This window comes from Klebsiella sp. Lac1 (assembly GCF_009825425.1).
GTDB lineage: Bacteria > Pseudomonadota > Gammaproteobacteria > Enterobacterales > Enterobacteriaceae > Klebsiella > Klebsiella electrica.
Map to the genome: position 1 here is coordinate 16,471 of NZ_VJZJ01000004.1, position 9,352 is coordinate 25,822.

The following is a 9,352-nucleotide window of genomic DNA, read 5'->3' on the forward strand; positions in this document are numbered from 1 at the left end:
TCTACCTTAGAACTGAAGGCCAGCTTCACGGGCAGCATCTGCCAGTGCCTGGACACGACCATGATATTGGAACCCGGAACGGTCAAAGGAAACATCTTTGATGCCTTTTTCCAGAGCGCGTTCAGCAACAGCTTTACCCACAGCTGCAGCCGCGTCTTTGTTACCGGTGTACTTCAGTTGTTCAGCGATAGCTTTTTCTACAGTAGAAGCAGCTACCAGAACTTCAGAACCGTTCGGTGCAATTACCTGTGCGTAAATATGACGCGGGGTACGATGTACCACCAGGCGAGTTGCACCCAGCTCCTGGAGCTTGCGGCGTGCGCGGGTCGCACGACGGATACGAGCAGATTTCTTATCCATAGTGTTACCTTACTTCTTCTTAGCCTCTTTGGTACGCACGACTTCGTCGGCGTAACGAACACCCTTGCCTTTATAAGGCTCAGGACGACGGTAGGCGCGCAGATCTGCTGCAACCTGGCCGATCACCTGCTTATCAGCGCCTTTCAGCACGATTTCAGTTTGAGTCGGACATTCTGCAGTGATACCGGCCGGCAGCTTGTGTTCAACAGGATGAGAGAAACCTAAAGCCAGGTTTACTACATCCCCTTTAACCGCTGCACGATAACCTACACCAACCAGCTGAAGCTTTTTAGTGAAGCCTTCGGTAACACCGATAACTACTGAGTTAAGCAGGGCACGCGCGGTACCAGCCTGAGCCCAACCGTCTGCGAAACCATCACGCGGACCGAAGGTCAGTGCATTATCTGCATGTTTAACTTCAACAGCATCGTTGAGAGTACGAGTCAGCTCGCCATTCTTACCTTTGATCGTAATAACCTGACCGTTGATTTTTACGTCAACGCCGGCAGGAACAACGACCGGTGCTTTAGCAACACGAGACATTTTTTCCTCCGATTAGGCTACGTAGCAGATAATTTCGCCACCAAGACCAGCCTGGCGCGCTGCACGATCAGTCATAACACCTTTAGAGGTAGAAATAACTGCGATACCCAGACCCGCCATAACTTTCGGCAGCTCATCTTTACGTTTATAGATGCGCAGACCTGGGCGGCTGACACGCTGAATGCTTTCTACAACAGCTTTACCCTGGAAATACTTAAGAGTCAGTTCCAGTTCCGGCTTGATGTCGCCTTCAACTTTAAAATCTTCAATAAAGCCTTCTTCCTTCAGCACGTTGGCAATTGCCACTTTCAGCTTGGAGGAAGGCATGGTGACCGCAGCTTTATTCGCGGCCTGACCGTTACGGATACGGGTCAGCATATCCGCGATCGGATCTTGCATGCTCATCTGTCTTTACTCCCGTGATTCAATTGGTGACAATTACCAGCTAGCCTTTTTCAGACCCGGGATTTCACCGCGCATGGCGGCTTCACGGACCTTGATACGGCTCAACCCGAACTTCCGCAGGAAACCATGCGGACGACCTGTTTGACGGCAGCGATTACGCTGACGAGACGGGCTGGAATCACGCGGCAGAGTCTGCAGCTTGAGAACGGCATTCCAACGATCTTCGTCGGTTGCGTTCACATCAGAGATGATAGCTTTCAGTTCAGCGCGTTTAGCGAAGAATTTATCAGCTAAAGCCACGCGCTTTACTTCGCGTGCTTTCATTGATTGCTTAGCCATTAAGTAACCCTACCTTACTTGCGGAACGGGAAGTCAAAGGCAGCCAGCAGAGCGCGGCCTTCTTCATCAGATTTCGCAGTAGTGGTAATGGTAATATCCAAACCACGAACGCGGTCGACTTTATCGTAGTCGATTTCTGGGAAGATGATCTGCTCACGGACACCCATGCTGTAGTTACCACGACCGTCGAAAGACTTAGAGGACAAGCCACGGAAGTCACGGATACGCGGTACAGCAATAGTGATCAGGCGCTCAAAGAACTCCCACATGCGTTCGCCACGCAGAGTTACTTTACAGCCGATCGGATAGCCCTGACGGATTTTGAAGCCTGCAACTGATTTGCGTGCTTTGGTGATCAACGGCTTTTGACCGGAGATTGCTGTCAGATCAGCTGCTGCGTTATCCAGCAGTTTCTTGTCAGCGATCGCTTCACCAACACCCATGTTCAGGGTGATCTTCTCGACCCGAGGGACTTGCATGACAGAATTGTAGTTAAACTCAGTCATGAGTTTATTAACTACTTCGTCTTTGTAGTAATCATGCAGTTTCGCCATCGTACTACTCCAAATTACTTGATAGTTTCGCTGTTAGACTTGAAGAAACGGACTTTTTTGCCGTCTTCGAATCTAAAGCCTACACGGTCAGCCTTGCCGGTTGCCGCATTGAAGATTGCAACGTTAGAAACCTGAATAGCAGCTTCTTTTTCAACGATGCCACCCGGTTGGTTCAGAGCCGGAACCGGCTTCTGGTGTTTCTTAACCAGGTTGATACCTTCAATAATGAGCTTGCCGGAAGACAAGACATTCTTAACTTTACCGCGTTTACCTTTATCTTTACCGGTTAACACGATAACTTCGTCATCACGACGGATTTTCGCTGCCATGATTCGCTCCTTAGAGTACTTCTGGTGCCAGAGAGATAATTTTCATGAACTTCTCGGTACGAAGCTCACGAGTTACCGGCCCAAAAATACGCGTACCGATGGGCTGCTCGCTGTTATTGTTCAGAATAACGCATGCATTACCATCGAAGCGAATGACAGAACCGTCCGGGCGACGAACACCCTTCTTGGTGCGCACCACTACCGCCTTCAGCACATCACCTTTTTTGACCTTACCACGCGGAATTGCTTCCTTGATGGTGATCTTGATGATGTCGCCTACGCCTGCGTAGCGACGGTGCGAGCCACCCAGAACCTTGATACACATTACGCGACGTGCACCGGAGTTGTCGGCGACGTTCAGCATAGTCTGTTCTTGGATCATTTTAGTGCTCCGCTAATGTCAACTACTACTGAGACCCAAAGTCGGGCCGTTAAAAATCCCCATATCGAGGGCGCGGCATTATAACACCGGAAATCGGATATGGGTAGAAAAAATAAACGGCTCATCGCTGAGCCGTTTATCCGTTGAGAATACAGGCTCTATTACAGAACTGCTTTCTCTACAACGCGAACCAGCGTCCAGGACTTGGTCTTGGACAGCGGACGGCATTCGCGGATTTCGACCACGTCACCGATACCGCATTCGTTGTTCTCGTCATGTACGTGCAGTTTGGTCGTACGCTTGATGAATTTACCGTATACCGGGTGTTTCACCACACGTTCGATAGCAACAACAATGGATTTCTCCATTTTATTGCTAACTACGCGACCTTGCAGAGTACGGATTTTATCGGTCATTACGCACCCGCCTTCTCAGTCAGTAAAGTCTTAACGCGTGCAACATCACGACGCACTTGCTTCAGCAGATGAGTCTGTTGCAGCTGGCCACTTGCAGCCTGCATACGCAGGTTGAACTGCTCGCGCAGCAGGTTCAGCAGCTCAGCGTTCAGCTCTTCAACGCTTTTTTCACGCAGCTCTTTTGCTTTCATTACATCACCGTCTTAGTTACAAAGGTGGTTTTGATAGGCAGTTTCGCTGCTGCCAGGCCGAAGGCTTCACGGGCCAGCTCTTCCGGTACGCCGTCCATTTCATAAAGGACTTTACCCGGCTGAATCAAGGCAACCCAGTACTCCACGTTACCTTTACCTTTACCCATACGAACTTCCAGCGGCTTCTCGGTGATCGGTTTGTCCGGGAATACACGGATCCAGATCTTACCTTGACGCTTAACTGCACGGGTCATAGCACGACGTGCTGCTTCGATCTGACGTGCAGTCAGACGACCACGGCCAACAGCTTTCAGACCGAAAGTGCCGAAGCTAACATCCGTACCCTGCGCCAGACCACGGTTGCGGCCTTTGTGCACTTTACGGAATTTTGTACGCTTTGGTTGTAACATCAGCGACGCTCCTTATTTACGGCCTTTACGCTGCTGCTTTTTAGGTTGAGCAGCCGGTTCCGGTTGTTCAACAGCAGCCATACCACCCAGGATCTCGCCTTTGAAGATCCATACCTTAACGCCGATTACACCGTAAGTGGTGTGCGCTTCAGAGGTGTTGTAGTCGATGTCAGCACGCAGAGTGTGCAGCGGTACGCGACCTTCACGGTACCATTCGGTACGTGCGATTTCCGCGCCGCCCAGACGGCCGCTAACTTCAACTTTGATACCTTTAGCGCCCAGACGCATTGCGTTCTGTACAGCACGCTTCATCGCACGACGGAACATAACACGACGTTCCAGCTGAGAAGTGATGCTGTCAGCAACCAGTTTAGCGTCCAGTTCTGGCTTACGAACTTCGGCGATATTGATCTGTGCAGGAACGCCAGCGATATCCGCTACGACCTTGCGCAGTTTTTCTACGTCTTCGCCTTTCTTACCGATAACGATGCCCGGGCGAGCAGTGTGAATGGTCACACGGATGCTCTTAGCCGGACGCTCGATAACGATACGAGATACGGACGCTTTAGCCAGTTCTTTAGTCAGGAACTGACGTACTTTAAAATCGCTGTCCAGGTTGTCAGCGAATTCTTTGGTGTTCGCGAACCAGGTAGAGTTCCATGGTTTGACAATACCCAGGCGAATACCATTAGGATGTACTTTCTGACCCATTGCTAGTCTCCAGAGTCTCAGCGATCGGACACAACCACAGTGATGTGGCTGGTGCGCTTCAGGATGCGATCTGCACGACCTTTCGCACGCGGCATAATGCGCTTCATGCTCGGGCCTTCGTCTACGAAAATTTTCGCAACTTTCAGATCGTCAATGTCAGCGCCATCGTTGTGTTCAGCGTTAGCAATGGCAGATTCCAGTACCTTCTTGACCAGTACAGCAGCTTTCTTGTTGGTGTAGGTCAGAATATCCAGGGCCTGCGACACTTTCTTACCGCGAATCAGGTCTGCTACGAGGCGAACCTTCTGAGCAGAAGAACGAGCATGGCGATGTTGAGCTAAAGTTTCCATCTCTTCCTCCTACCTTATTTCTTCTTCGCTTTTTTATCAGCAGCGTGGCCGCGATAAGTACGAGTCGGTGCGAATTCACCCAGTTTGTGACCAACCATTTCGTCGGAAACAAAAACTGGAACGTGCTGACGACCATTATGGACAGCGATGGTCAAACCGATCATGTTAGGAAAGATCGTTGAACGACGGGACCAAGTGCGCAGGGGCTTCTTGTCTCCGCTTTCCACCGCTTTCTCTACCTTCTTCAGCAAGTGCAGGTCAATAAAAGGACCTTTCTTGAGAGAACGTGGCATGGCTTATCCTCTAAAATTATTTGCTACGGCGACGTACGATGAATTTATCAGTACGCTTGTTGCTGCGGGTCTTCTTACCTTTGGTCTGCAGGCCCCACGGGGATACCGGGTGCTTACCAAAGTTACGACCTTCACCACCACCATGTGGGTGGTCGACTGGGTTCATCGCAGTACCGCGAACGGTAGGACGAACACCACGCCAGCGTGCAGCACCTGCTTTACCCAGTACGCGCAGCATATGCTCAGCATTGCCAACTTCGCCCAGAGTAGCGCGGCAGTCTGCTTCGACTTTACGCATTTCACCAGAACGCAGACGCAGGGTGACATAAGCACCGTCACGAGCAACGATCTGAACGTAAGTACCAGCGGAACGAGCCAGCTGACCGCCTTTACCTGGTTTCATTTCTACGTTATGAACGGTAGAACCAACCGGGATATTGCGCATCGGCAGGGTGTTACCTGCTTTGATTGCAGCATCAACGCCAGACTGAATCTGGTCGCCAGCTTTCAGGCCTTTAGGGGCCAGGATGTAACGGCGTTCGCCATCTTTGTACAGAACCAGCGCGATGTTCGCGGAACGGTTCGGATCGTACTCAAGACGCTCAACAACTGCCGGGATACCATCTTTGTTGCGTTTGAAGTCAACAATACGGTAAGCCTGCTTGTGGCCACCACCGATATGACGGGTGGTGATACGGCCATTGTTGTTACGACCACCGGATTTGCTGTTTTTTTCCAGCAACGGAGCAAAAGGTTTGCCCTTGTGCAGCTCAGGGTTAACCACTTTAACAACGTGGCGACGACCCGGAGATGTCGGTTTACATTTAACAACTGCCATTGTATTACTCCTCCGACTTACTCAGCGCCGCCAACGAAGTCCAGATTCTGGCCTTCTTTCAGGGTGACGTAAGCTTTTTTCCAGTCGCTACGACGACCGATACGCTGTCCGTGACGTTTAACTTTCCCTTTAACGACCAGGGTGTTAACGACTTCGACTTCGACTTCAAACAGTTTCTGCACAGCAGCTTTGATTTCTGCTTTGGTCGCGTCTTTAGCAACTTTGAGAACGATGGTGTTTGTTTTTTCCATCGCAGCAGACGCTTTTTCAGAAACGTGCGGTGCACGCAGCACCTTCAGCAGACGTTCTTCACGAATCATGCCAGCATCTCCTCAACTTGCTTAACAGCATCAGCAGTCATTACGACTTTGTCGAAGGCGATCAGGCTAACCGGGTCGATACCAGTTGCATCGCGTACGTCAACCTTGTGCAGGTTGCGCGCAGCCAGGAACAGGTTCTCGTCCAGCTCACCGGTGATGATCAGCACATCTTCCAGAGCCATGTCTTTCAGTTTCTGTGCCAGCAGCTTAGTTTTAGGCGCTTCAACAGAGAACTTCTCGACAACGATCAGACGATCCTGACGTACCAGTTCGGACAGAATGCTTTTCAGCGCGCCGCGGTACATCTTTTTGTTAACTTTTTGACTGTGGTCCTGCGGACGAGCAGCGAAGGTTACGCCACCGGAACGCCAGATCGGGCTCTTGATAGAACCTGAACGCGCACGGCCGGTACCTTTCTGGCGCCACGGCTTTTTGCCTGAACCAGTTACTTCAGCACGAGTCTTCTGAGCACGAGTACCCTGACGAGCACCAGCTGCATAAGCAACAACAACCTGGTGTACCAGCGCTTCGTTGAAATCACGACCGAAGGTAGTTTCGGAAACAGTCAGCGCGCTCTGCGCGTCTTTCAATACTAATTCCATTGCTATCTCCTCACGCCTTCACAGCTGGTTTAACGATCAGGTCGCTACCGGTTGCACCCGGGACAGCACCTTTAACCAGCAGCAGGTTGCGCTCAGCGTCAACACGTACTACGTCCAGGCTCTGAACGGTGACACGCTCATTACCCAGCTGACCTGCCATTTTCTTGCCTTTGAACACTTTGCCCGGAGTCTGGTTCTGACCGATAGAACCCGGAACGCGGTGGGACAAGGAGTTACCGTGAGTCGCGTCCTGGGTACGGAAGTTCCAGCGCTTAACGGTACCAGCAAAACCTTTACCTTTAGAGGTACCGGTTACGTCAACTTTTTTAACGTCAGCAAACAGTTCAACGCTAATGCTCTGACCTACGGTGAATTCTTCGCCGTCAGCAAGACGGAATTCCCACAGACCACGGCCAGCTTCTACGCCAGCTTTAGCGAAGTGACCAGCTTCCGGCTTGGTTACACGGTTAGCTTTTTTAGCACCGGTGGTAACCTGAATTGCGCGGTAACCATCGTTAGCCAGGTCTTTGACCTGAGCAACACGGTTTGCTTCAACTTCGATTACGGTTACTGGGATAGATACGCCATCTTCAGTGAAGATGCGGGTCATGCCCACTTTTTTACCGACTAAACCAATCATTGTTTCAACCTCTCAATCGCTCGATGACCTGATTAACCCAGGCTGATCTGCACGTCTACACCGGCAGCCAGATCCAGACGCATCAGAGCATCAACGGTTTTCTCAGTTGGCTCAACGATGTCAACCAGACGCTTGTGAGTGCGGATTTCGTACTGATCGCGCGCATCTTTGTTGACGTGCGGAGAGATCAGAACGGTAAAGCGCTCTTTGCGGGTCGGCAGCGGGATCGGACCACGAACCTGCGCACCAGTGCGCTTGGCAGTCTCGACGATTTCCGCGGTTGATTGATCGATCAGACGATGATCAAACGCTTTAAGACGGATACGGATTCTTTGGTTCTGCATGAGACCAGAGCTCCAATTATTTATAGACGAAATGGTTACTCCTCATACCCATTACGATTGATGGGAGAGTGTAACCGTTCTTACATAGTTCCCCAATTGGGAACATTGTTTGATAGCTAAAAGCTCTATCAGGGTTCATATCGAACCAGCCAGCCAATTTTGACAGGCCCGCGCATTATACGCAAATTCGCGCCAGACGCAAGTGCTGCATACAAAATCAGCAAGCATTTTTGCGTGCCGCGGCGGACAGGCATAGAAAGTAATGAAAACCGAGCGAATACCGTGGATGACGCCTCGCGATACTGAAGGTAGGGCTTTGCCATTCATCCCTTTTTCGACCAGACTCCGCGCATATTCCCCATTGCAGGCAGCCTCACCGATGATGCACCTCTCATTACTTGTCTATAGCGGTTTATCCCTCACCCTCTGCTGGTACGATCTGCGCTACGGTCTGCTTCCCGATCGCCTGACCTGCCCTCTGCTCTGGAGCGGGCTGCTCAGTTGTCTTTACTATGCCCCGCTTCAATTAGAATATGCCGTTGGCGGCGCCATCGGTGGCTATCTGGCTTTCGCGTTGCTCTATTGGCTTTACCGGGGTATTCGTGGCTATGAAGGGTTAGGCTATGGGGATGTCAAATTGCTGGCCGCACTAGGCGCGTGGCACGGCTGGCAGATGCTGCCGCAGTTGGTTTTTATGGCGACTGTCTTCGCCGGTGGAGTCATGCTGCTATTGATTATTCTCGGGAAAGTGCAGGGGTCATTAAACAACCCGCTGCCTTTTGGCCCTTTTTTGGCTGCAGCGGGTTTTTGGTGCGGGTGGCAAACGCTTGTCAGTCAGCCACTTTGATTTGTGACTGGAGATAGTTTTGCAACCCTAATTTACCAATCAGATCCAGTTCCGTTTCCAGCCAGTCAATATGGCCTTCTTCGTCTGTCAGGATTTCAATAAGCATGTCGCGACTGACATAGTCATGGACGCTGTCGGCATAAGCAATCGCTTCACGTAGGTCTTTTGCGCCTTCGAGTTCCAGTCGTAAATCAGATTGCAGCATCTCTTCGACATCTTCACCGATGCCCAGCTTGCCAAGATCCTGCAAATTGGGGATACCTTCAAGAAAGAGAATTCGCTCGATGTACTTATCGGCGTGTTTCATTTCATCGATGGATTCATGATATTCAACGTCATTGAGACGCATCAGGCCCCAGTTCTTGAACATTCTGGCGTGAAGAAAATACTGATTTATTGCGACCAGCTCATTTCCCAACAATTTGTTGAGATAACTTATGATTTTGACATCACCTTTCATTATATAGTCCCTCCGCTT

General features: G+C 50.8%; 20 protein-coding genes. 1 reads left to right on the forward strand and 19 read right to left on the reverse strand.

Translation table 11 applies throughout. From position 1 onward, the window contains the following. Positions 1-6 precede the first annotated feature (6 nt). From rplR to rpsJ, 18 genes are all read right to left on the reverse strand, one after another. Positions 7-360, reverse strand: a complete 354-nt coding sequence (gene rplR, locus FNY10_RS22575; protein WP_000358960.1) for a 50S ribosomal protein L18 — start codon at positions 358-360, stop codon at positions 7-9. A 9-nt stretch (positions 361-369) separates the two neighbouring features. Beyond that, positions 370-903 carry a 50S ribosomal protein L6 gene (rplF, locus tag FNY10_RS22580; protein ID WP_041142965.1) on the reverse strand — a complete coding sequence of 178 codons (534 nt, stop codon included), beginning with the start codon at positions 901-903 and terminating at the stop codon, positions 370-372. Positions 904-915: 12 nt separating this feature from the next. Continuing rightward, a complete protein-coding gene (gene rpsH / locus FNY10_RS22585; RefSeq protein WP_004106343.1) occupies positions 916-1,308 on the reverse strand; it encodes a 30S ribosomal protein S8 in 393 nt (130 codons plus the stop codon). Positions 1,309-1,341: 33 nt separating this feature from the next. Further along, a complete protein-coding gene (rpsN, locus tag FNY10_RS22590) occupies positions 1,342-1,647 on the reverse strand; it encodes a 30S ribosomal protein S14 (protein WP_002919667.1) in 306 nt (101 codons plus the stop codon). Positions 1,648-1,661: 14 nt separating this feature from the next. Then, positions 1,662-2,201, reverse strand: a complete 540-nt coding sequence (rplE, locus tag FNY10_RS22595; RefSeq protein ID WP_100686347.1) for a 50S ribosomal protein L5 — start codon at positions 2,199-2,201, stop codon at positions 1,662-1,664. 14 nt (positions 2,202-2,215) lie between these two features. Beyond that, complete coding sequence (rplX, locus tag FNY10_RS22600) at positions 2,216-2,530, reverse strand: 50S ribosomal protein L24 (protein WP_100686348.1); 315 nt, start codon at positions 2,528-2,530, stop codon at positions 2,216-2,218. A gap of 10 nt (positions 2,531-2,540) precedes the next feature. After that, positions 2,541-2,912: a 50S ribosomal protein L14 gene (rplN, locus tag FNY10_RS22605; RefSeq protein WP_002919748.1), complete on the reverse strand. Its 372-nt coding sequence runs from the start codon at positions 2,910-2,912 to the stop codon at positions 2,541-2,543. Between the two features lie 161 nt (positions 2,913-3,073). Beyond that, complete coding sequence (rpsQ, locus tag FNY10_RS22610) at positions 3,074-3,328, reverse strand: 30S ribosomal protein S17 (RefSeq protein ID WP_100686349.1); 255 nt, start codon at positions 3,326-3,328, stop codon at positions 3,074-3,076. Further along, the gene (gene rpmC, locus FNY10_RS22615) at positions 3,328-3,519 is read right to left on the reverse strand and encodes a 50S ribosomal protein L29 (RefSeq protein ID WP_004868359.1); all 192 of its coding nucleotides are present in this window, start codon (positions 3,517-3,519) and stop codon (positions 3,328-3,330) included. Before rpmC ends, rpsQ begins: the two co-directional genes overlap by 1 nt. Next, the gene (rplP, locus tag FNY10_RS22620; protein ID WP_002919759.1) at positions 3,519-3,929 is read right to left on the reverse strand and encodes a 50S ribosomal protein L16; all 411 of its coding nucleotides are present in this window, start codon (positions 3,927-3,929) and stop codon (positions 3,519-3,521) included. The genes rpmC and rplP overlap by 1 nt, the downstream gene beginning before the upstream one ends. A 12-nt stretch (positions 3,930-3,941) precedes the next feature. Beyond that, positions 3,942-4,640 carry a 30S ribosomal protein S3 gene (gene rpsC, locus FNY10_RS22625; RefSeq protein WP_002919766.1) on the reverse strand — a complete coding sequence of 233 codons (699 nt, stop codon included), beginning with the start codon at positions 4,638-4,640 and terminating at the stop codon, positions 3,942-3,944. A 17-nt stretch (positions 4,641-4,657) separates the two neighbouring features. Beyond that, positions 4,658-4,990 carry a 50S ribosomal protein L22 gene (gene rplV, locus FNY10_RS22630; RefSeq protein WP_002919773.1) on the reverse strand — a complete coding sequence of 111 codons (333 nt, stop codon included), beginning with the start codon at positions 4,988-4,990 and terminating at the stop codon, positions 4,658-4,660. A gap of 14 nt (positions 4,991-5,004) precedes the next feature. After that, complete coding sequence (rpsS, locus tag FNY10_RS22635; RefSeq protein WP_001138115.1) at positions 5,005-5,283, reverse strand: 30S ribosomal protein S19; 279 nt, start codon at positions 5,281-5,283, stop codon at positions 5,005-5,007. 16 nt (positions 5,284-5,299) lie between these two features. After that, positions 5,300-6,121 carry a 50S ribosomal protein L2 gene (rplB, locus tag FNY10_RS22640; RefSeq protein WP_002919786.1) on the reverse strand — a complete coding sequence of 274 codons (822 nt, stop codon included), beginning with the start codon at positions 6,119-6,121 and terminating at the stop codon, positions 5,300-5,302. Between the two features lie 17 nt (positions 6,122-6,138). After that, the gene (rplW, locus tag FNY10_RS22645; protein WP_004868363.1) at positions 6,139-6,441 is read right to left on the reverse strand and encodes a 50S ribosomal protein L23; all 303 of its coding nucleotides are present in this window, start codon (positions 6,439-6,441) and stop codon (positions 6,139-6,141) included. Further along, a complete protein-coding gene (gene rplD, locus FNY10_RS22650; RefSeq protein WP_000424395.1) occupies positions 6,438-7,043 on the reverse strand; it encodes a 50S ribosomal protein L4 in 606 nt (201 codons plus the stop codon). Before rplD ends, rplW begins: the two co-directional genes overlap by 4 nt. A gap of 10 nt (positions 7,044-7,053) precedes the next feature. After that, entirely contained in the window at positions 7,054-7,683 is a 630-nt protein-coding gene (gene rplC, locus FNY10_RS22655) for a 50S ribosomal protein L3 (RefSeq protein ID WP_004868374.1), read from the reverse strand. Between the two features lie 32 nt (positions 7,684-7,715). Next, a complete protein-coding gene (rpsJ, locus tag FNY10_RS22660; RefSeq protein WP_001181005.1) occupies positions 7,716-8,027 on the reverse strand; it encodes a 30S ribosomal protein S10 in 312 nt (103 codons plus the stop codon). 379 nt (positions 8,028-8,406) lie between these two features. Here rpsJ and FNY10_RS22665 point away from each other — a divergent pair, with 379 nt between their 5' ends. Next, positions 8,407-8,874, forward strand: a complete 468-nt coding sequence (locus FNY10_RS22665; protein WP_160704477.1) for a prepilin peptidase — start codon at positions 8,407-8,409, stop codon at positions 8,872-8,874. Here FNY10_RS22665 and bfr read toward each other — a convergent pair. Continuing rightward, complete coding sequence (gene bfr, locus FNY10_RS22670) at positions 8,858-9,334, reverse strand: bacterioferritin (protein WP_004868378.1); 477 nt, start codon at positions 9,332-9,334, stop codon at positions 8,858-8,860. The two genes, FNY10_RS22665 and bfr, sit on opposite strands and share 17 nt — an antisense overlap. Between the last annotated feature and the right edge of the window lie 18 nt (positions 9,335-9,352).

Excerpts from the sequence above, each read along its gene's own strand:
- rplR (WP_000358960.1), bottom strand. The coding sequence starts at position 360 with ATGGATAAGAAATCTGCTCGTATCCGTCGTGCGACCCGCGCACGCCGC.
- rplD (WP_000424395.1), bottom strand. The coding sequence starts at position 7,043 with ATGGAATTAGTATTGAAAGACGCGCAGAGCGCGCTGACTGTTTCCGAA.
- rplW (WP_004868363.1), bottom strand. The coding sequence starts at position 6,441 with ATGATTCGTGAAGAACGTCTGCTGAAGGTGCTGCGTGCACCGCACGTT.
- rplC (WP_004868374.1), bottom strand. The coding sequence starts at position 7,683 with ATGATTGGTTTAGTCGGTAAAAAAGTGGGCATGACCCGCATCTTCACT.
- rpsC (WP_002919766.1), bottom strand. The coding sequence starts at position 4,640 with ATGGGTCAGAAAGTACATCCTAATGGTATTCGCCTGGGTATTGTCAAA.
- rpmC (WP_004868359.1), bottom strand. The coding sequence starts at position 3,519 with ATGAAAGCAAAAGAGCTGCGTGAAAAAAGCGTTGAAGAGCTGAACGCT.
- rplN (WP_002919748.1), bottom strand. The coding sequence starts at position 2,912 with ATGATCCAAGAACAGACTATGCTGAACGTCGCCGACAACTCCGGTGCA.
- rplP (WP_002919759.1), bottom strand. The coding sequence starts at position 3,929 with ATGTTACAACCAAAGCGTACAAAATTCCGTAAAGTGCACAAAGGCCGC.
- rplB (WP_002919786.1), bottom strand. The coding sequence starts at position 6,121 with ATGGCAGTTGTTAAATGTAAACCGACATCTCCGGGTCGTCGCCACGTT.
- rpsS (WP_001138115.1), bottom strand. The coding sequence starts at position 5,283 with ATGCCACGTTCTCTCAAGAAAGGTCCTTTTATTGACCTGCACTTGCTG.
- rplX (WP_100686348.1), bottom strand. The coding sequence starts at position 2,530 with ATGGCAGCGAAAATCCGTCGTGATGACGAAGTTATCGTGTTAACCGGT.
- rpsN (WP_002919667.1), bottom strand. The coding sequence starts at position 1,647 with ATGGCTAAGCAATCAATGAAAGCACGCGAAGTAAAGCGCGTGGCTTTA.
- FNY10_RS22665 (WP_160704477.1), top strand. The coding sequence starts at position 8,407 with ATGATGCACCTCTCATTACTTGTCTATAGCGGTTTATCCCTCACCCTC.
- rpsJ (WP_001181005.1), bottom strand. The coding sequence starts at position 8,027 with ATGCAGAACCAAAGAATCCGTATCCGTCTTAAAGCGTTTGATCATCGT.
- rplF (WP_041142965.1), bottom strand. The coding sequence starts at position 903 with ATGTCTCGTGTTGCTAAAGCACCGGTCGTTGTTCCTGCCGGCGTTGAC.
- rplE (WP_100686347.1), bottom strand. The coding sequence starts at position 2,201 with ATGGCGAAACTGCATGATTACTACAAAGACGAAGTAGTTAATAAACTC.
- rpsQ (WP_100686349.1), bottom strand. The coding sequence starts at position 3,328 with ATGACCGATAAAATCCGTACTCTGCAAGGTCGCGTAGTTAGCAATAAA.
- rplV (WP_002919773.1), bottom strand. The coding sequence starts at position 4,990 with ATGGAAACTTTAGCTCAACATCGCCATGCTCGTTCTTCTGCTCAGAAG.
- bfr (WP_004868378.1), bottom strand. The coding sequence starts at position 9,334 with ATGAAAGGTGATGTCAAAATCATAAGTTATCTCAACAAATTGTTGGGA.
- rpsH (WP_004106343.1), bottom strand. The coding sequence starts at position 1,308 with ATGAGCATGCAAGATCCGATCGCGGATATGCTGACCCGTATCCGTAAC.